This is a genomic window from Shumkonia mesophila (assembly GCF_026163695.1).
In the GTDB taxonomy this organism is placed as follows: domain Bacteria; phylum Pseudomonadota; class Alphaproteobacteria; order Rhodospirillales; family Shumkoniaceae; genus Shumkonia; species Shumkonia mesophila.
Map to the genome: position 1 here is coordinate 1 of NZ_JAOTID010000033.1, position 20119 is coordinate 20119.

A 20119-nucleotide genomic window follows, 5' to 3' on the forward strand; every position below is an offset into this window, starting at 1 on the left:
GGCCAGGTGAGCGCCTCCGTCGTCGTGCTGGACGTCAGGACCGGCGAGGTGCTGGCCATGGTCTCGGTGCCCGGCTTTGATCCCAACGCGTTCAATCGCGGGCTCACCCCCGAGGAATGGCAGGCGCTGGCGGGCAATCCGAAATCACCGCTGACCAACAAGGCAATTGCCGGCCAGTACGCGCCGGGTTCCACCTTCAAGATGGTGGTGGCCCTGGCGGCGCTGGAAAAGGGCGTCATCACCCCCAATACGAAGATTTTCTGCCCGGGCTTTGTCAAGCTCGGCGATGCCACCTTCCACTGCTGGAAGAGGAACGGCCATGGCCTGCTCGACCTCAAGGCCGGCATCGCGCAATCCTGCGACTCCTACTTCTACGAGGTGGCGCGCCGAACCGGCATCGACGCCATTTCCGCCATGGCCAGGCGGCTGGGGCTGGGGCAGAAGCTGGGCATCGACCTGCCCAACGAGAAGCCCGGCCTGATGCCGACCCGTGACTGGAAGCTGGCCACCTTCGGCGCTCCCTGGCAGCAGGGCGAGACGCTGATTTCCGGCATCGGCCAGGGCTACATCCTGACGACCCCTCTCCAGCTCGCGGTGATGACGGCCCGGCTGGCCAACGGGGAGCAGGCGGTGACGCCCCGCCTGATAGCAAAGGGCGTCACCGCGCACGCGATAGTTCGGCCCCGCGACGCCGCCTTCCCGTCCATCGGAGTGTCGGCGGCCAACCTTGCGATCATCGCCGATGCAATGGATGCGGTGGTCAACACCCCTTATGGCACCGCCCGCGCCTCCCGTATCCGCCAACCCGGTTTCGCCATGGCCGGCAAGACCGGCACCGCCCAAGTTCGCCGCATCACCAAGGCAGAGCGCCAATCTGGCGTGCGCAAGAACGAGGACCTGCCTTGGGCGGAGCGCGACCACGCGCTGTTCGTCGCCTTTGCGCCTGTCGAGGCGCCGCGTTTCGCGGTTTCGGTGGTGGTCGAACACGGCGGCAGCGGGTCTGCCGTGGCGGCGCCGATAGCCCAAGACGTTATAGAAGCCGTGCGCCAGATCCACGCACAGCCGGGCACCTTGTCGGTCGAGGGCGGCGGAAAAAGTGTGACAGAGTTTGGCAGGCCGCCGCACCGGCAAACATTGTGACCAAAAACCCCGGTACCGACAAAGTTCTGTTACAGGTCGACGATTGAATGACCCCATCGGAAGTCGGAATGCCCATGTCTGAAAGGGCGCCAAGCGCGAGTGGGACGTGTTCTCTTGCCGAAAGGACGACGTGACATGAAACCGAGGACCATCGTCAGCGGTGCTCTGGGCGCGGTGGCAATGTTTGCCGTCTTCTTCGTCCTTACCGCCTTGGCCGAATCCGTAGCCTACGCCTGGGTTCAGTTCGTCCGCATGTGGTACTGGATCGTCTTGCTGGCCGCCGGGTTTGGCACCCAGATCGCGCTGCATGTCCACATCCGCGAGCAGCTGCGCCAACGCCAAGCCCAGTCCACTGCCGGCGTCGCTGCCTCGGGCGGCGTCTCGACGATGGCCATGATGGCCTGTTGCGCGCACCGGGTGACCGACATCCTGCCTTTCCTCGGCGCCTCGGCGGCGGCGGTCTTCCTGGTGCAGTATCAGACGCCGTTCCTGGTGCTGGGCGTCTTCTCCAACCTCCTGGGAATTGTTTTCATGTTCAGAATCATGCAGAAACACCGCCTGGGACCGGCAAACGGGCCGGTGAAGGCGCTCCTGGCCCTCGACCTTAAGAAGGCGATGGTGGCCGTGGCCGTCATCGGCGTCGTCGCCGTCGGCGCCTCCTTGACGACGACAGGCGCCGGCCCGACCGGTCCGGCGCTGGCCGCCGAAACTTCACGAGTCTTCGACCTGCCGGCCCGGGAAAACGCCGCCGGGGGGCTCACGGTGACGGTGGAGCCGATCAAGTTGAGGTTGGGCAATCCGTCCCGCTTCTCGATCGCATTGAACACGCATGCAGGCTCGCTCGATGCCGACCTCGCCAAGGCCGCGACCCTGATCGACGATCGCGGCACGGTCCATCCGGCGGTTTCCTGGGATGGCCCGGCTCCGGGCGGCCACCACGCCTCGGGCACCCTCTCCTTCCCGGCCCTGGGAGCGGAAACACGATCGTTCCGGCTGGTGCTCAAGGATCTTTACGGCGTGCCCGAGCGGGTCTTCGAATGGCAGCTTCCCTAGCAGGGGAAACGGGCGGGAACTGGCGTGGCGATCCGCGGGTTAAGCCGGATTGAAAGACGTGTGGCGGTCGGTGAACACCGGGTGCCGACTGAGCCGATCCACCGGAGGATTCTGCCATGGATTATCACTTCACCCGCGTTCTCGACGCCCCCTTCGAGGAAGCCATTTCCCATGTCACGGCTGTGCTGGCCGAGCAGGGCTTCGGCGTGCTTACGACCATCGACGTCAAGGCAACCCTGAAGAAGAAGTTGGATGTCGACTTCCGTCCCTATACGATTCTCGGCGCCTGCAATCCCGAGTTCGCCTACAAGGCCTTGCAGTGCGAGGGAAAGATCGGGACCATGCTGCCCTGCAACGTCGTGGTCGAGCAAACCAAGGACGGACGCGTCGAAGTCTCCGCGGTCGATCCGATGGCGTCCATGCAAGCCATCGACAATCCCAACCTGGGGGCGATCGCCGCCGAAGTGCGGAATCGCCTGCAGAGCGTCATCGGCAATCTCTGACAGGGACCGCGGCTTTAGGGCGGTTCCCTCCTTGAAAGTGCCGTTATCTGGAAGATGACCGTATCGAATGGGGAAACTCGCTCCATCGACAGGTTAAACCCTCGCGGAAGGAACGACGATGAAACCACTTCTGAGAAACTTGGCGGTCGCAGCGGGGGTCGTGGCCATGATGATTACGACCGGCGGCGTACCGATTTCCACCACCCTTGCGCAAACGGCGGCACCATCGGCAGCCGGATCTCTTCCCGAGGCCACCGTGAAAGCCCTACAGGAAGCTTTGAACAAAGAAGGTATCGCGGTGAAGACTGACAGCGTACTGGGCGAAGACACCCGCGCCGCCATTCGCCAGTATCAGACGCAGCATCACCTTACCGTCACGGGCGAACCGGACAAGGCAACGCTCGATAAACTTGGCATCGCCGGCCAAAAGAGCGATGGCCCGAGCGGCCAACAGCCTGCCGGCACGGTTGCATCTCCGGCAATGGATGGCCAAGACATGATGGGCAAGGGCGGAACTCCTGGCATGACGGGCGGGCAAGACATGATGGGCAAAGGTGTTGCGCCCGGCAAGTCGGGCAATCGCCCGTAAGGCGAGTCTGGCGAAGCAATATAAAGGGAACTGGCGGGACAATCCGCGCCCACCGGTTTTCTCTTTCCCTGTCGAGGATGTGGATGCCCAATACCATTATCATTCCACCTTCCTCGCGACGCCGACGTCGCCCGCTAGTGTCCGCAGGGGTTGGTCTCGTCATTCTGGCCGTCATCGCCGGTGCCTATTGGAGCCTCCGTGAAACCGGGATGCTCGACGAATTGGCCGAGCCCGCGCGCTTGATGGAGCGGATCCGTGCCCTGGAAACAGCGGGACCGATCCTCGTTGTCGTTCTCATGACCGTGGCTGTGGTCGTGACGCCCATTCCCAGCGCCCCCATCGCGCTAGCGGTCGGCGCCCTCTATGGCCACACCTGGGGGACCCTTTACGTTGCGGCCGGCGCCGAACTTGGTGCCCTCCTCGCCTTCGCGCTCGCCCGGCTGCTCGGTTACACGTTCCTCTGCCGATGGCTGGGCGACCGGCTGTCCTTCTCGCTGCTGGGTTCGCAATGGACGATGATGGGGATCGTCTTCGTGAGCCGCCTCCTGCCTTTTCTTTCCTTCGACCTGATCAGCTACGCGGCGGGCATGACACCGTTGAAGGCTTGGCGTTTCGCGGCGGCGACCCTGGCCGGCATCTTGCCCGCGAGTTTCCTGCTGGCCCATTTCGGCGGCGAGATCGCCTCCCGCGATATCAGGCGCCTTGCCATCACAAGTGCCATTCTGGGCGGGCTGGTCGTGGTCCCGATCCTATGGCGCCTCTGGGGCGGAAGATCGCAGGCGCTCGGAAAGTGAGCGAAGCGGGCGGCGGAAGATTGGACTCTTGGCTGTGTTTCAGGCTCCGCAAGCCATTTCGTCGAGGCCATTGGTTCCCGGCACGTCGCTGCACCCCAGTTGGCTTCGTGGAAACGCCTGCTTCCAGGAATTTGTAAGCAAGATCCAATGCCTGACCCTAAACCGACCTTCTTGACCCAAAGCGCACGCCCGAAACCGGACATCTGCCGGGCGATCAATGATGAACGATCACAATCGCACCACCGTACGCCCGGGCGCTTCCAAGAATTACGAACACCAGACCGGCACCTGGGGCCCAGCCGGCACGATGCCGGCAGGATTGAGCCGCACTTGATGAGGTCGATTGGCACCATCGAGCGGTCGTCAATCCTCAGCGCCCCTCGAACAGTTCGCCGAACAGTTCCTTCACCTTCTCCTTGGCGCCGGCAAGGGCGTCCCGGCCTTTCGGCGTGATCGCGTAGAAGCGCCGCGCCCGCTTGCCATCGCCCTCCCGCCGGACGTCGAGATAGCCCTTGCGCTCCAGGCCGTGCAGCATCGGATAGAGGGTGCCGGCGCTGATCTGGTAGCCGTGCCGGCGCAGTTCCTCGATGATCCAGCCGCCGTAGACCGGTTGCTCGGCCGCGTGATGCAGCACGTGCAGCCGGATCATTCCGCCAAAGAGATCCCTGTCGCCCATTGTCCTACCGTTTTCCTTGATCAGGCATGGGCCGACCGGAATGTGGAGTCCTCATCCGCCATCCGCAATCGACATCGCTGCCAGCCGGGACGGCATGCGCAAAATCTACTGGCGCGAGAATACCGCGCGCCGGCGCGGGAGTACAGGGGATGGCTCGCGGCCCATCCCGCCGCCGCGGCGTCGATATCGGGCAAAGCCTGGCACCCATAATATCGAATTTGGATATCGACGTACGATAATTAAGCGTGCTACGTTTGACAATCAACCGCATTCCTCGCGGGGTTTCGTACGAAATCGCGCCCGACACCCAAGAAAAAACATGACGACGTGACAAGGAAGGCCGCTATGAGACGCATTCTGTATCTCTCGCTGGTGATTTTCGTCGGGCTGCTCGCCGCCTCGTGGCTGACCCACGGAACAGGCGTCATCAAAAATGACCTGGCGCGCAACATCTTCATTCCCGACGACCGCACCATGCCGCTGCAGATAAAGGCCGCCTACAACGGCCACGACATCTTCTTCCGCTACCGGTGGCCGACCGATAAGCCGCACATCTACCATGACATGCTGAAGTACGAGGGCGGTAACTGGGTCCGCTACGGCGCCAGCGTCGCCGGTCCCCAGCCGCAAGGGATCTACGAGGATAGGGTGGCGATGATGGTCGACGACGGCAGCGTGCCGGAGTTCGGCCGGTACGGCGGCTATGTCACCATCGGCGACCGCATGCGTTTCTTCACCGGCGAGGCAAGTCCCAAGGAAGTGGCTGCCCACCCGTATCTCGGCGCCAAGAAGGGGCAGACCGAGGTCGGCAAGCACCTGCCGGCGACCCGCCGCGACATGAACGACTGGTCATCGGTGGTGCCGGAGGAGGAACTGGCGCGCCTGCGCGCGGCCGGCTACTTCCTCGACCTGTGGCACTGGCGGGCGCATCGGTCCAACCCGGTCGACAAGTCCGACGATCAGGTCATCGCCGAGGCCCGCTACGGCGACGCGGGAAAAGGCCCCTTCTTCACCAACTGGGATGGCGAAAAGAAGCAGCCGAGGCTGATGTTCGATCCCCAGAAGACCGGCCGCACGGCGCTCGACTGGAACGACCTGACCGAACGCAGGCTTGGCTTCGGGGATCTCTATTACCTGCGAGAGGATCAGGCCGTGCCTTTCGATCCCAATCTCGCGTGGAAGGACGGAAACACCATTCCCCAGCGGGTGTTGCGCGCCGGAGACGGCTCGCGGGCCGACATCTCGGTCGTCGGCCCGGCCGAATGGCGGGATGGTTTCTGGGATGTCACCCTGACGCGGGCGATGAACACCGGCCATCCCCTGGACGACAAGGCAATGGTGGACAAGGGGTTCTACTCGATTGCCTTCGCCGTCCACCGCGGGGCCTACGGCAGTCGCTGGCATTACGTCTCGCTGCCGGTCGCGCTCGGGCTCGACCGCGACGCCCAAGTCACGGCGGTGCGCTTCGACGGCGACATCCCAAAATGGGAGCAGGCATGGTCGGACGTCACGCTCTTCTATCCCGGGCAGGTGAGCTGGCCCATGCTGACCGGCAAGCGGCACGCCGGCTCGTCGTTCATCAAGGACGGGGTGCCAGTGAGGTTTCGCCACAACGAGCGCCAGCTTGCGCAATACGGCATCGAGGCGGAATTCGCCGACGAGATCTGGCGACAGTGGATGCTGACCCTGCTTGGCGGGATTCTTCTCATCGCGGCGTTCGGCGTTGGCCTCAACCTGCTTCTCGGGCGTGAAAGGGCATCCCAATGACCCCGTATTACGAACTCTTCGTTCGCCTGGTCGCCCCTTATCACGCCGTCCTCGTGCACTTTCCGGTTGCCCTGTGGACAACCGTGGCGCTGATCGTCTTCTACCGGGCGATTTCGGACGGCGCCGTGGCGCGGGCCGGCGACAAGATCCTGGTGCCGCTCCTCGTGCTCAGCATTTTTTCGGGGATTGCCGCTCTTGTCTCCGGCCTCCTGATCTTTCCCCTAGAGGCGGCGGGCGCCTCGCCGCTGATCCGCAATCACATCCTGGCGGCAAGCTGGTCACTCGCCTACTGGACCGTGTTCCTCGTCACCCGCTGGATCAACGGCGAAACCGTCTGGAAGGGCGCCAACCGGTGGATCATGCTGGGCCTGGCGGCCCTCGGCACGTTGCTGATCACCGTCACCGGCACTGTGGGCGGACACATCGCGGGAAAACCGACGACGGTCTCCATTGTCCTGGGGTGGTTCGGCTGGGACGTCTACGATACCTTCTTCGTCCCCGACGCGATGCTGTGGCTGATCGGCGCGGCAATCATCGGGTTGCCGGCCCTCGGATGGTGGGGGAGCCGACGAAGCCACCAATCTTGACCTGCTCCCCATAGGGTCCCGCTGTTGATGTGAGAGCCCGCCATCGGGGCCCGGCCGACACGATTGAGCGCCTTGATCGAATAGCTGAGGACGGCGGTACAATGGTCGGCCACGGTAGCGGCGGGATGATACCACTGCGGGCGGCGTAGAAGTCGCCCACTTTGGCCCTTTCTGGCGACGGGGAGGGGGGAGGATTTTCACTGCGGAACTGTATCGGAAGGTGCGTCTGGCGAGGCTTGACGCCGGATTCTCTCGCCCATGCGACAGGATTTCGAATGTCGCGAAATCACCGCGCTGAATTTGCATTCAAAAACAACGCGTTAAAAATGCGTACCGAATGGGAGCAGTCAACAGCTTCGGAGAGAATGGGCAAAGAGAGAGCGGATTTGCCGGAAACCGCCGGAACTGCGGTTAACAACTTTCGGCCCGGATCGGCACGGAATCTGGGGTTTTCGGTCTTGCAGAATGCGCTAAGAGAATTTTGGAATTTGAAAACTGGCGGAGAGGGGGTCCGCTTACTGTTTAATGATTTCCATGGTTTTCAAGCCAATCTCATACGTACCCATCAATCAACCCAACAGAATCCCTCGGCTGGTGACGAACAGAAATGAACGGACGCGGACCATCATACGCCGGATGCACTATTTTGCGAGCCCAGGATTGCGGCCAGGAAGCCGTAGATCCTCGTGAACGCTTTCGCCTTGCCATTGAAATCGACGCGTCCATCTGATGCCGGTAACCGGCCGGTTTGGGCCGCCTTATCGGCTTGGGGGGGGGGGGGGGACGGTGAAGTATGTTTACGTCGTTAACGACGTCGTTATTGACGTCGTCGAGGAGGCGGATGGTACGGCAAGAGGTGCTGATCGGTGAGAAGCGCCGGCGACGCTGGGCGATCGAGCAGTAGCTGCAGATTCTTGCCGCGGTGGGGTTGAACGGGATGACGGTGGCCGACGTGGCGCGGTGGCACGGCCTCTCCCGACAGCAGATCTGCCAGTGGCGCCGGGATTTGCGGCGTGGCGGCGATGCTCTTGTGGAACAGACATGCCTTCTGCCTGTGGAGTTGGCCGCCGGTGGCCCGGAGGAGGATCCGTGTGGCAGCCGCCGCAGATCGAAGCGCCATCGGGTCGAGATCGCGCTCCGGAACGGCCGGACCGTTTGTGCCGATGCCGGAATGCCGGAGAATCTGCTGAAGCGGGTGATCCGGGTTGCGGAGAGGGCATGATCGGGCCCGGCACCGGGGTTCGGGTTTATGTCGCCTGCGGGGAATCCTGCTGGCCGTCGTCGACGGCCTGAAGGGCTTTCCCGACGCGATCGCCGCCGAGTTCCCGCAGGCCATCGTTCAAACCTGCATCGTTCATCCGCGGGCGCGCCCACGGAGATCTACAGCGCCGTCGATGCCGATGCTGCCGAAAAGCAACCCTCCGGCGGAGGCCGCCTTGTCTCGGGGGTTTTGAGGGCGCCTGTCCGCCGCGAGCCGGCTTGTTAGCGCCGAATTCGTCACCCTTGCGATCGAACCCGCCAACTATTCGTCACCGTGACTAGATCGGCGTACGTTGAGGTTCAATTGATGATCCAAGCAGCACCGTGGATCCCGGAACGGATCAAGTCCTGCCGATGATGTCGTTTGGCATAAAATTCATTTTATTGCATATAGTTAGGCTGTTCAATCGAAGGGAGCGTGCTTGAAAAACACTTGACTGGCGCTGTGAATTGGTTCTGAAATAGAACCACCGAAAACTCACCTGCCCAAAGTGCTCAGCCAGCCTCTGAATCCGCAAGGGACACGCCATGAAAGTCACCAAAGTTGAAGTTTTCCCCCTTTACGTTCCTTTGTCCAAACCCATCGATGCTCCGGTCAGCATCCCGTATGCCGACAAGGTGCAGCACATCGTCTTCGGCGGCTATCGCGCCACGATCGTGCGGGTGACCTCGGATGAGGGTGTTGTCGGCTATGGCGAGTGCATGACTCGCTTTGCTCCGGCGGCTCTAAAGAAAATCATCGAGGAACTGACGCCGCTGGTGATCGGCACGGACCCGCTGCAACCGGAGCATACCTGGGAGATCATGTATGCGGCCATGATGAATCGCGGTCATAACCGCGGCTTCTTCATTGAGGCCCTGAGCGGCATCGACATCGCCCTGTGGGACATGCGGGCCAAGATTTACGGTCAGCCTCTTTACATGTTCCTGGGCGGACGCCAGCGCGACCTCATTCCCTCCTACGCGTCCAGCCTGCGTATGCGAGAAAAAAGCGTCGTGCTCGATACCGCCCGCGAGTTCCTGAAAATGGGTTTCAAGTCGATGAAGATCAAGCTCGGCAAGAACCCCTCAGGTTATGTCAAGGATCTCAAGCTGGTGGAGGACATCCGCAAGACGGTCGGCGATGATGTTGTGCTCACGGTGGATGCCAACTGCGGATACCATGAAGACTACAAGTTGGCCCTCCGCGTCGGTCGCGGGCTTGAGGAGTACGGTATCTACTGGTTCGAAGAGCCGATCAGCCCGGACAACATTTACGGCTACAAGTACCTGGCTGATCATCTCGACATGGCCATCGCGTGGGGTGAGAGCTCATTCACGCGGTACGATTTCGCCAACATGTTCGCCGAGCGCTGCGTGGATATCGTGCAGCCCAATCCCTGCCGCGTGGGCGGCCTTACGGAAGTCGCCAAGATCGCGAGCATGACGCAGGCCTTCCATCTGCCCTATGCCCCCCACACCGGAAGCTGTTCGGCTCTGTGCCTTGCCGTGTCTCTGCACATCGCCACGGCTCTCCCCAATCTGCTTACGTTTGAGGTCATGAGCTCCGATTGGTCCAAGGAAGATCACAACCCGTTGCGGCACGATCTCCTCAAGGAACGTTACGATGTCTTCGACAACGGATTCCTGCATGCGCCACGGGCAGACCGTCCAGGGATCGGCATTGACATTAACGAAGAAGTTCTCGAGCGCTACAGCGTCTGTTGAGCAAGGGGCCAATTTCAAACTTAACGGGAAGGTAAACAACCAAGGAGAAACCACCATGCGATTGTTCAAGGCGCTCTGCTTCGTCGCCATACCCCTAAGCATCTCCCTAGCGAGTGCTGCCAATGCGGCCGATTATCCAGAGCAACCCGTCAAGTTCGTCGTGCCTTTCAACCAGGGCGGCTCCAGCAGCCTAACCGCCCGTTACTTCCAGAAGATTATTCAGGACGAAAAACTACTCGGTGGCTACCCGGTCCCCGTTGTGCATATGCCCGGTGCCGGAGGCTCTACCGGTGCGCTCCATGTCAAGGACTCTGCTCCTGACGGCCACACCGTTCTTATTTGGCATGTAGGTTTGTGCGGTGCCGTAGCCCTGGGCAACATCAATTTCGACCACTCGGCATTCACTCCCGTAGCTGCCACCGGTAGTCAGAGTTACGCTGTCGTTGTGCGCGACGATTCTCGATACAAAACCATTCAGGAATTGTTTGACGCAGCCAAGGCCCAGCCCGAAACGATCACTGCCGGCGTCAATTTGGGGGCATCCAATCATATCGGTTTGGTTCTTGCCGAGAGCGCTGTGCCTGGCCTGAAGTTCCGCTATGTTCAGTCAGGTAGCACCTCCGCCGCCTACACAGCCATTCTCGGGGGGCACGTCGAGGTTGGTTTGCTCCCCATCCCCTCCTTGAAGCAGGTTGCCTCCAAAGGGGTGCGGCTCCTCGGGATTATGGCGCCACAGCGGGATCCCGCCTTTCCTGATGTTCCTACGCTCGTGGAGCTTGGGTACGATGTCAATTACTCGATGACGAACTGGTGGTTCGTTGCCAAAGGCACACCAGAAGCGCGCATCGCAATCCTAGCAGATGCTTTTGAAAAAGCGATGAAGACAGAGGATCTAAAGAAAAATTTCGAAACCTCATCCATGAATCTCGATTACATGCGCGGCATGGAGCTTGAGCAGTTCATCTCCAATCAGTGTAAACAAATCAACGGAATCTCCAAGCGTCTTCGTGGAGAAGAATGATTTTTCAACGGGGCCTGGACAAACCCAGGTCCCGTTTTATTGTTGGAATGTACCTATGCATAAAAACATCAAAAATGTTCTAGAATTAGCATTTTACTCCGTCGTCATTATGTTCTGCGTGATAATATTTTTTGACACGCTGAATAAACCAACATCTCTTCGAGAACCATTAGGTTCGTTTTCCGTACCAAGATATATTGCGCTTTTCGTGATTGGGTTCAGCGGATATCTTTCCTGGCAAACCTTAGCGCGCATTCGGAGACTCCGTTACGAAATTCATGACACGGCAAATACTACTGCGTCATCACAGATCCCGGTGTTAAAGGCTCTTTGCGTTATAATCGCATATTGCATATCATTGACATGGCCTGTTGTATCATCTCTTTTAACTACGCCTGTTTTTTTATTCGTTTTGATTATGGTTTTATCAAAATGGAACATAAAAAATATCGTTATATCTTTTTTCCTTTCTATATTGTTTGGCGTTGGACTTCCTATACTGTTTAAAAATTATCTGTATGTAAACCTTCCTTAAATGTAAAATTTAAAGCAGGATATGTGAGTAAAGTCTGATGTCCGCACTGGCCGAATCAATTTCGTATATTATTACGCCATTGCCGTTTGCTCTGTGTGTAATTGGCGTTCTGTCCGGAATTGTCGTCGGGGCCATTCCCGGTTTTAGCGGCGCCATGCTCATCGCGATGTCCATTCCGCTGACATATTTCATGACGAACGTCGATGCGATGGTTCTGCTCATCTCCATGTATGTGGGGTCCGTAAGTGGCGGCCTCATTTCGGCAACGCTTCTAAAAATGCCCGGTACGCCGTCTTCTATCATGACCACCATGGATGGCTTTCCAATGGCTCAGTCGGGTAACGCAGCCCGAGCGTTGGGACTTGGCATCTCGGCGAGTTTTGTTGGGGGGCTGATTTCTTGGTTTTTCTTGTATTTTTTCTCTCCAGTCTTGGCCATTTGGGGTACCCGTTTCGGGCCATGGGAAATCTTCAGTATGGTGGTTATGGCTCTCGCGCTCATCGCTTCGCTATCCAAAGCATCCTTGGCCAAGGGGTTGTTGGCGGCTTTGCTGGGTGTGATGGCCTCGCTTCCCGGTATTGACAAGGCGTCCGGAACCGTTCGGTTGACGTTTGGCTTTGACCACTTGGCAAGCGGCTTCGAGCTAGTGCCAGTGTTGCTTGGCATTTTTGTTTTCAGCCAGGCATTTTCGGACCTAGCCAAGATCGGGGGGACGCCGCAAATCGTCAAAACCGACACCAAATCAATTTTTCTCTCCTTGAAGGACTGGAAGGACCAATCCTTCAACATGATTCGGTCATCATTGGTGGGAACTTGGATTGGATTTCTTCCGGGAGTTGGCGGAAGCGTGGCTTCCATTGTCTCGTACACGGTTGCGAAAAACAGTTCAAAGACGCCAGAGAAGTACGGTACCGGATTTCCGGATGGCATTGTCGCGTCGGAAAGCGCCAACAATGGATCCATTGGCGGCGCTCTTATTCCTCTGGTGACGCTGGGTATTCCGGGAAGCACCGTGGATGCGATCCTCATTGGCGCGCTTTTGTTGCACAATCTTCAGCCCGGGCCGATGCTTTACGTCACAAACCCAGAGATTATCAACACGATCATTGCGACCTGCCTTTTCGCCAATGTCGTAATGTTTTTCATGATGAGCGGTCTGGTTCGGCAGATTGCGAAATTATCAGTGATTCCACCATCCTTCATGATGTCGGTAATCATCCTTTGTTGTCTGCTGGGTGCTATCGCCATTAGCAGTAGTGTTTTCGACGTGTGGGTGACGCTGGGTTTTGGCTGCGTTGGCTATGCCATGTATCAATTCAATATCCCCCACGCCCCATTTGTCATTGGATTCATTTTGGCGGAATTGGCGGAGTCGGCGTTGAGGACGGCTCTTATGGCATCGGCCGGGTCACTTGAGCCGATAGTGTACAGGCCGGTTGCGCTGGCGTTTATTTTTATTACGGTATTTATGCTTATCTATTCCATGCGCAAGGGGCGCAAAAAAACACAGGAGTAGTGTTTACGGCAGGTTAACTGATTGAAGAAGGGGAGTTCGACCATGAGTGTGCCGTCGCATCGGTTCGGCACTATCACCTTCCTCTACGCAGTAGCGGCAACGGCTTCGAAATGGCTGCTTTGGTTTTCGGCTGCATGTATCGCGTTGATGGTTTCGGTTACCATGGCCGAGATCATTCTTCGGTATTTCTTTAGCATACCCTTGCCCTGGGCGAACGAGGCGGCACGGACCCTCTTTGTTTGGGCGGTCATGCTTGGCATAGCGATAGCGACTTGGTCGAATGCCCACATCGCGGTGAAGATAGTTGGCGATGTCTGGTTTTCCACGTTCAAGCAAGGCGGACGGGTGATTGCCAGTTGCGGAATTGTCGTGCTTTCCCTGCTGTTGCTGATCGAAGGAACCCATTTCGCCCATGTCAATCTGACCAACATTACACCCGGCCTTGAGATTTCGCTCTCCTTTGCCACTGCCGGCATTGCCGTTGGCGGCTTGTTCATGTGCCTGTTCAGTGCGCTGACTTTGCTTGAGGAATGCTCCCCGCGTTTTAGGGAGGCGGGGCAAAGGGTGCGAGCGGGGAGATCGACGTCATGAATGCCGTCATCCTTTTCGGCAGCTTCTTCCTGATGGTGGCGATGACGGTTCCCATCTCAGTTTCCCTTGGGCTGTCATCGCTGTTTGCCATGATGGTCATATTCGGTATCGAGCAGATGCCGTTGGTATTGATTCCGTCGCAAATATACGCCGCGACGGATTCGTACCCTCTTCTGGCCATCCCCTATTTCATTCTGGCGGGAAATCTGATGATTACCGGTGGGGTGACCGACCGACTAGTGGCGTTCTTCGCGGCTATCGTCCGTGGCGTTCCGGCGGGATTGGCCCATGTTGTGACTTTGTCATGCATGTTCTTCGCAGCCCTTTCCGGGTCTTCGACTGCCACAAACGCGGCTATCGGCAAGGCACTTGTTCCCAAACTTTACGACTATGGGTATGAGCGCTCCTTTTCGGCCGGGCTTGTTGCTTCGAGCTCAGTGATCGGCATTATCATCCCGCCAAGTATCGCAATGATTATCTATGGCACCACCGCTGAGGTATCGATCGGGCGGCTTTTTCTCGGTGGGTTCGTTCCTGGAATCATTATAGGCTTGGGCATCATGGGCATGAGCTGGTGGAGAATGAGGAAAGTTCCGCGGCCAGTGAATGAACCAAAATTCTCGTGGGCCGAGGTATGGCGAACCTTTCATAGGTCGTTCTGGTCATTGACCATTCCGTTTGTGGTGTTAGGCGGTATTTATGCCGGGATCTTCACGCCGACGGAGGCGGCGGCGGTTGCCGTGTTTTATGGTTTGTTCGTCGGTGTCATCATTCATCGAGAAATAGGTGTTTCGCACGTTTTCGGCGCCCTCGTGGACACGGTTGTCGATACGGCAAACATCGTGTTCCTGGTTGCCGCTGCATCGCTCTTTGGTTGGTGCTTGACTTATCTGCAGATACCCCACGCTGTCGCGCAACTACTGTTGCAGATTACCACGACGCCGGTTGCCTTTCTGCTTCTTGTCTTCTGTCTCTACCTTGTGGCGGGGTGTTTTGCCAACCCATCCGCGGCGATCGTGATAATCGTGCCAATACTGCTGCCTACCGTGAGCCAACTTGGCATCGACCCGATTTTCTTCGGGGTGTTCACGGTGATGGCTTTGTCATTAGGGCTGATTACACCCCCGGTAGGGCCGGATCTTTTCGTGACTGCAGGCGTAACTCGACTCCCTTTCGAGGTCGTAACCAGGGGATCTATGCCATTTCTTGGGGTAATGATTGTTATCACAGCGATGATGATCTTCCTCCCGGGGCTAATTACATGGCTTCCCGCAACTCTTCACGGCTAGACGTTGATTGTTTACCAGGCAGGAGGAACAACACATGAGAGGCACCGTTCTGACGAAGGCCGCGTACTTCACGGTTTTCCTCATCGCTTTGACGTTTTTGGCAGCCAAGGTTTCCGCGCAGGACAGTGTCGTGACGTTGAGATTGTCCTCACCCAACCCCGCCACCCACCCTTACTCGGTTGGCGCACAGAAGTTCGCCGAGCTTGTTCACAAAGGTACCGATGGTGCTGTGAAGGTGATGGTCTTTCCGGACAACCAGTTGGGCAACCCTGGTGCCGTTGCTCAAGGCGTTCAATTAGGCACGATCGAGATGGGTATCGTGGCCAGTGCGCATCTTGTTCCTTATTTTGATGGAATGGCCGCGTTGGATCTCCCGTTTCTATTTCCAAACGTTGAAACCGCATACGCCAAACTCGACGGTGAACTGGGGCGGGTTGTGGCGAGAGGACTGGCAACGAAGAATATCGAGGTGCTTACCTATTTCGACGGAGGATTCCGCAACATCTTCAGTACCCGTGGGCCTGTAGCTACGCCAAATGATATGCAAGGATTGAAGATTCGCGTCATGAACAGCCCCGTCACCATCGACACGATCAAGGCTCTCGGCGGGATGCCGGTGCCACTGGCGTGGGGAGACTTGTATACAGGATTGCAGCAAGGCGTGGTCAACGGCGGCGAAACCGGAATTACGCAAATGTGGTCGCAGAAGTTTTACGAAGTGGCCAAATACATGTCGTTGACCAGAAGCGTATTTACGGCAGGACCAGTCATCATTTCCAAGCGCCGGCTGGAATCCTTTTCTTCTGACCATCAAGCCGCAATCCGCTCGGCCGCCAAAGAAGCCGCCGACTTCCAACGTAAGTTGGCGCAGGGTGAGGAGGTTAAAATGGCTGAGCAACTTAAGGCCCAAGGTCTAACATTTAATGAGGTGGATTTGGAGAAATTCCGCCTTGCCGTTAAGCCCGTATGGGAAAAATTCGGTGCAAGGCTTCCAAAAGACATCATGGACCAGATTGCCAATTAACAGGTGCTGGCAAAAAGCCGCAGGGGCATCCCTGGGTGCCCCCGCGGCCATTGATCACAGGGCCATTGCCCTTCGTCACGCGGCGTCTTTCCTTGGACGAAACCATCGCAATGGATCCGCAACAACCAAGACACTGTCAAATTCATCAATAGCGGATATTCGATGAGGTGAAAAATGTTTCAAGTTCCCCCGAGTGTTGAAGCGAAGATTTTTGCCCGATTGCCTGATAAATTCCGAAATCCAAAAAAAAGATCGAGATGGATTGAAATAAGGAGGCGTGGCGTAGACACACATTCCTTTTTTGAGGGTCCATCTTTTGATCGGGATGGAAATCTTTATGTGGTCGATTTGGCCTATTCTCGAATATTCCGCATTTCACCAAACCGTACATTCACGCTGATCGCTGATTACGACGGTGAGCCGAACGGCCTCAAGATTCATCGTGACGGCCGTATTTTTGTTGCGGACCACCGCCTGGGGCTTCTTCAACTCGACCCCGACACCGGCAGTCTCAACCCCATATTGGAACGGGCGTTTCTCGAATCGTTCAAGGGTCTGAACGACCTAATATTCGACAAGGACGGCACACTTTATTTTACCGATCAAGGCGAAACCGGCATGAACGACCCGACCGGAAGGGTTTATCGGCGGTTCCCGGATGGGCGACTGCAACTCTTGCTCAACAACGTTCCGAGTCCTAACGGGATTGCACTCAGTCCGGACGAAACCTTGCTTTATGTCGCGGCCACGCGAGGCAACTGTATCTGGCGGGTTCCTATCGAGACTACTGGCGAGGTTTCACGTGCCGGGATATTCATTCAACTTTCGGGTGGTCTGGCCGGTCCCGACGGTATTGCCGTGGACGCAAAAGGCGGCTTGATTGCGTGCATCAACGGGTTCGGTACAGTCTGGGCCTTCAGCAGACTGGGAGAGCCCCAGTTGCGGATTCACTCGCCTGAAGGCCTTGCCACGACGAACTGCGCGTTTGGCGGGCCCGATAACAAGACACTGTTCATTACCGAGTCTTCAAGCGGCTCGATCCTGGCGGTCGATATGGAAGTGCCGGGTTTGCCTCTTTTCTCGCACGCATAGGATCTGGCGACGGAAGGCTGAGATAGGCAACCTTGCTGCCACTAGAGCGATAGGTGGCTTGGGCATTTCCCGAGCTAATGGCTGGCCTAATAGCATGACAAGTTGATGAATCATGACACCCTACTCACATCAACCTACCTACCACCGCCTTCTTATCACGGGCGCGGCTGGCCGTCTCGGCTCTGTCTTACGTGAGGGTCTGTACGGGGAATTTCCGATTCTTCGTCTTTCGGATCGTCAAGATTTAGGTTTTGCCCGCCCCGGTGAAGAGATTTTTCCGGCTCACCTCGAGAACTTCGAAGATGTCTTCGATGTCATGGAGGATGTCGATGCTGTTGTTCATCTTGGCGCGAAGCTTGACCCGGAAGATTGGCCGGAAGTGCTTCAGACCAATATTATCGGAACCTATAACGTATTTGAGGCCGCGCGACGGCGCCGCGTCAAACGCGTCGTTTTTGCGAGCAGTCATCATGTCGTGGGATTTCATCGACGGGATCACGTAGTCGGTCCTGATGCTCCATTCCGACCCGATTCTCCATATGCCGTCAGCAAGGTTTTTGGAGAGGCGCTTGGTCGCCTTTATGCAGACAAGCATGGCCTCAGCATCGTCTGCCAACGAATTGGGGTGGCGCGCCTACAGATGCCGCACGTCCGCGGACTATCCACTTGGCTTAGCTATCCCGACTACCTACATCTCACGCGATGCTGCCTGACGGCTGCCGACATCCACTTTCTTGTGGTCTATGGCGTATCGGCCAATATGCGGCGTATATGGGACAACTCTATCGCGGCAACCATCGGTTATACTCCAAATGACAACGCAGAGAACCACGTTGAGGAGCTTCTAAAGACACCAGATTTCAGCGATGAGCCGAAAATCGAAAGGCTGTTCGCCGGCGGTTTTTATTGCTCAGCGGGATTCGATGGTGATCCTCAAAAAATTGACTGACTCCGAGCCGCGATGCCTGCATTTATGAACAGCGGCCATTGAAGGTATGTTTGGGTCTAGCCATCAATGTCGATACCCAAACGCGCCTTGGATTTTTCAAGATGTCTTCTGACGGCTCGGAAAATGTAGTATTCGTCTGTCGTCCGCATGGCTTCGACGATCAGCCGGTGTTCATCATAGCTTTCATGTAAAACGCTTGAATTGTATATGTCTTTTTTTATGGCACTCCACAGAGGCTGGCGGGCCGTGTCTATAATAGGCAGAATTGTGGAAATAATTACCTCATTATGGGTGGCTGTTGCAAATAGTTTATGCATATCATTATCATTTTTTCTATATTCTTCTATATCTTTTTTATCAACTGCTTCACGCATTGCGTCCAAGTGGCGGTCAATGCTCTTCCACTCCTCATCTGTAGCGGTTTTGGACGCAAGAATTGCAACTCCTGGTTCCATCGCGATCCTGGCGTCAATTGCGGTTTCCGAATCCGTAAATGTCGCAAAAACGCCATCGATTAGGCGACGCTTGACAACGTCTTGATCAGGCAACGCGGCGATGAAAATCCCACTGCTCCGCCTCACTTCGAGAATACCCGCCACTTGAAGCATGGCTATTGCCTCTCGAAGGGTGTTACGGCTGACATCCATGGATTTGGCGATTTCCCGCTCCGAGGCCAGTTTGTCGCCAATCTGCATCTTGGCCAATTGGATCTTTGAGACAATCTGTTCGGCAACAATCTGGCTACGATGGATGGGGCTTATCTTGTCAAACATTGAAATTGCTGACCTTTTCGTCGGAAGGAATCGCAGTTCCTCAAACTAGCCACCAACGGCTTATTGGTCCTTTTTTTCAACCAACACCTGCCGGGTGTCAAGGTGGCCAAGTGACGTGCCCAGAGCTTTCGCATTTAACTAAGGACACGACAAGCGAAGTCGTTTGGCCGTCCTGACCGTGTTCGCCTCCGGTGGATGAATACGGCGATAAAGACGTCCTTTGCTGGCCGCCCCCAACATAGATCCAGACGCGCTAAATCCAGGCATCCCAACTGGAAGGGTCGCGTTTCGTCACCTTTCACCCATATATCATCCCCTTGAATCAACCAGACGCCCTGCTTCCCCGACGGGAAGCAGGGCGTTTCTTTTTGGAGGGAATGAACATGCTGATTTCCGAGGTTTTTTCTTCGCCCGACCTCGCCGAACTGGCGAAGGCGATGGTCAAGGTGCAACAGGCGCTCAACCCGGCGTGCAAGGACGCCGAGAACCCGTTCGTCAAGAACCGCTACGCCACGCTCAATTCCGTCATCGACGCCTGCCGGGACGCGCTGACCGCGCAGTCCGTCTGGGTGGCGCAATACCCGGTGGCGGCGGAAGCCGGTCATCTGGGCTTGGTCACCAAGCTGGTGCACGGCGATTCTGGGCAGTGGCAATCGTCGATGATGGTGATGCCGCTGCCGAAGAACGACCCGCAGGGCTACGGCTCGGCCCTTACCTACGCACGCCGTTATGGCCTGGCCACCCTGGTCGGCATGGTCAGTGAGGCCGATGACGACGCCGAGGCGGCGATTCCGAGGCAAAAGAACAAGGCCCGGCGGCACCATGCTCCCCAGGCCGAGGCTACCGACCCATTGGCCGGGCTGCCGCGCATCGACGGCGTCGAGTACCGGACCGTCGCCGCCAACAACGGCAAGCTCTGCATCACCGCCTCCGGCAACGTCCGCGACAAGCGCGCCTTCCTTCAGGAGGCGGGCTTCCGCTGGGACGGCAACCGCAAACTCTGGTGGCGCTACGCCGCCTGAACCATCCAAGGTGTCTCATGACCGATCATTCCAGGGCCATTGGCCTGCTGGCGCACGTGGCCCGTGGGCTGCTGCGCCATGACCAAACACGGACGGCCCAGGCGTTGGGCGACCGCTCCACCTATGTCGGGCTCTCCGACGTCGGGCGCGCCGTCTGTGGAGCGGCGTGCAAAAGTCGGCCACCTGAGGGGGTGATCGGCGTCCAAAATTAGGCCAGCCCCTTGATCAGGT

The 20119-nt window shown here is 57.6% G+C and carries 22 protein-coding genes and 1 pseudogene; 21 read left to right on the forward strand and 2 right to left on the reverse strand.

The genetic code is table 11. The features are described from left to right. From mrdA to ODR01_RS24575, 5 genes are all read left to right on the forward strand, one after another. On the forward strand, positions 1-1140 hold a 1140-nt coding region (mrdA, locus tag ODR01_RS24555), incomplete at its 5' end, for a penicillin-binding protein 2 (RefSeq protein ID WP_316980357.1). Between the two features lie 135 nt (positions 1141-1275). Then, a complete protein-coding gene (locus ODR01_RS24560; RefSeq protein WP_316980358.1) occupies positions 1276-2193 on the forward strand; it encodes a hypothetical protein in 918 nt (305 codons plus the stop codon). 116 nt (positions 2194-2309) lie between these two features. Next, complete coding sequence (locus ODR01_RS24565) at positions 2310-2696, forward strand: DUF302 domain-containing protein (RefSeq protein WP_316980359.1); 387 nt, start codon at positions 2310-2312, stop codon at positions 2694-2696. Positions 2697-2814: 118 nt separating this feature from the next. Next, positions 2815-3285: a peptidoglycan-binding domain-containing protein gene (locus tag ODR01_RS24570; protein ID WP_316980360.1), complete on the forward strand. Its 471-nt coding sequence runs from the start codon at positions 2815-2817 to the stop codon at positions 3283-3285. A gap of 83 nt (positions 3286-3368) precedes the next feature. Next, complete coding sequence (locus tag ODR01_RS24575; RefSeq protein ID WP_316980361.1) at positions 3369-4079, forward strand: TVP38/TMEM64 family protein; 711 nt, start codon at positions 3369-3371, stop codon at positions 4077-4079. A gap of 370 nt (positions 4080-4449) precedes the next feature. Here the strand turns inward: ODR01_RS24575 and ODR01_RS24580 are convergent, their stop codons facing one another. Then, a complete protein-coding gene (locus ODR01_RS24580; protein ID WP_316980362.1) occupies positions 4450-4755 on the reverse strand; it encodes a PadR family transcriptional regulator in 306 nt (101 codons plus the stop codon). A 345-nt stretch (positions 4756-5100) separates the two neighbouring features. Between ODR01_RS24580 and ODR01_RS24585 the strand changes: the two genes are divergently transcribed. The 14 genes and pseudogenes from ODR01_RS24585 (at position 5101) to ODR01_RS24640 (ending at position 18093) form a co-directional block, all read left to right on the forward strand. Continuing rightward, positions 5101-6522, forward strand: coding sequence for an ethylbenzene dehydrogenase-related protein (locus ODR01_RS24585; protein ID WP_316980363.1), 1422 nt, complete (start codon positions 5101-5103; stop codon positions 6520-6522). Continuing rightward, positions 6519-7109, forward strand: a complete 591-nt coding sequence (locus ODR01_RS24590) for a hypothetical protein (protein ID WP_316980364.1) — start codon at positions 6519-6521, stop codon at positions 7107-7109. The genes ODR01_RS24585 and ODR01_RS24590 overlap by 4 nt, the downstream gene beginning before the upstream one ends. Positions 7110-7384: 275 nt before the next feature. After that, on the forward strand, positions 7385-7720 hold the full coding sequence (locus tag ODR01_RS24595; RefSeq protein ID WP_316980365.1) for a hypothetical protein: 336 nt from the start codon (positions 7385-7387) through the stop codon (positions 7718-7720). Between the two features lie 311 nt (positions 7721-8031). After that, positions 8032-8331, forward strand: coding sequence for a helix-turn-helix domain-containing protein (locus tag ODR01_RS25330; RefSeq protein ID WP_394356871.1), 300 nt, complete (start codon positions 8032-8034; stop codon positions 8329-8331). Between the two features lie 43 nt (positions 8332-8374). Next, positions 8375-8467, forward strand: a pseudogene (locus ODR01_RS24600) (transposase); the annotation flags it as partial. Positions 8468-8897: 430 nt separating this feature from the next. After that, positions 8898-10076: a mandelate racemase/muconate lactonizing enzyme family protein gene (locus tag ODR01_RS24605; RefSeq protein ID WP_316980366.1), complete on the forward strand. Its 1179-nt coding sequence runs from the start codon at positions 8898-8900 to the stop codon at positions 10074-10076. A 55-nt stretch (positions 10077-10131) separates the two neighbouring features. Beyond that, positions 10132-11097 carry a Bug family tripartite tricarboxylate transporter substrate binding protein gene (locus ODR01_RS24610; RefSeq protein WP_316980367.1) on the forward strand — a complete coding sequence of 322 codons (966 nt, stop codon included), beginning with the start codon at positions 10132-10134 and terminating at the stop codon, positions 11095-11097. Positions 11098-11206: 109 nt separating this feature from the next. Then, positions 11207-11632 (forward strand): tripartite tricarboxylate transporter TctB family protein, encoded by a 426-nt coding sequence (locus ODR01_RS25335; protein WP_394356872.1) that lies wholly within the window; start codon positions 11207-11209, stop codon positions 11630-11632. A gap of 37 nt (positions 11633-11669) precedes the next feature. Then, positions 11670-13148 (forward strand): tripartite tricarboxylate transporter permease, encoded by a 1479-nt coding sequence (locus tag ODR01_RS24615; protein ID WP_316980368.1) that lies wholly within the window; start codon positions 11670-11672, stop codon positions 13146-13148. A 42-nt stretch (positions 13149-13190) separates the two neighbouring features. Then, positions 13191-13739 carry a TRAP transporter small permease gene (locus ODR01_RS24620; protein WP_316980369.1) on the forward strand — a complete coding sequence of 183 codons (549 nt, stop codon included), beginning with the start codon at positions 13191-13193 and terminating at the stop codon, positions 13737-13739. Then, positions 13736-15028 carry a TRAP transporter large permease gene (locus ODR01_RS24625; protein WP_316980370.1) on the forward strand — a complete coding sequence of 431 codons (1293 nt, stop codon included), beginning with the start codon at positions 13736-13738 and terminating at the stop codon, positions 15026-15028. Before ODR01_RS24620 ends, ODR01_RS24625 begins: the two co-directional genes overlap by 4 nt. Positions 15029-15062: 34 nt before the next feature. Further along, positions 15063-16052, forward strand: a complete 990-nt coding sequence (locus ODR01_RS24630; RefSeq protein ID WP_316980371.1) for a TRAP transporter substrate-binding protein — start codon at positions 15063-15065, stop codon at positions 16050-16052. Positions 16053-16226: 174 nt separating this feature from the next. Continuing rightward, the gene (locus tag ODR01_RS24635; protein ID WP_316980372.1) at positions 16227-17144 is read left to right on the forward strand and encodes an SMP-30/gluconolactonase/LRE family protein; all 918 of its coding nucleotides are present in this window, start codon (positions 16227-16229) and stop codon (positions 17142-17144) included. 112 nt (positions 17145-17256) lie between these two features. Continuing rightward, positions 17257-18093: an NAD-dependent epimerase/dehydratase family protein gene (locus ODR01_RS24640; RefSeq protein ID WP_316980373.1), complete on the forward strand. Its 837-nt coding sequence runs from the start codon at positions 17257-17259 to the stop codon at positions 18091-18093. Positions 18094-18149: 56 nt separating this feature from the next. Here ODR01_RS24640 and ODR01_RS24645 read toward each other — a convergent pair whose 3' ends face one another. Beyond that, positions 18150-18866: a FadR/GntR family transcriptional regulator gene (locus tag ODR01_RS24645; protein ID WP_316980374.1), complete on the reverse strand. Its 717-nt coding sequence runs from the start codon at positions 18864-18866 to the stop codon at positions 18150-18152. Positions 18867-19249: 383 nt separating this feature from the next. Here ODR01_RS24645 and ODR01_RS24650 point away from each other — a divergent pair, with 383 nt between their 5' ends. After that, complete coding sequence (locus ODR01_RS24650) at positions 19250-19888, forward strand: ERF family protein (protein WP_316980375.1); 639 nt, start codon at positions 19250-19252, stop codon at positions 19886-19888. A 17-nt stretch (positions 19889-19905) separates the two neighbouring features. Next, a complete protein-coding gene (locus tag ODR01_RS24655; RefSeq protein ID WP_316980376.1) occupies positions 19906-20100 on the forward strand; it encodes a hypothetical protein in 195 nt (64 codons plus the stop codon). Positions 20101-20119: the final 19 nt, after the last annotated feature.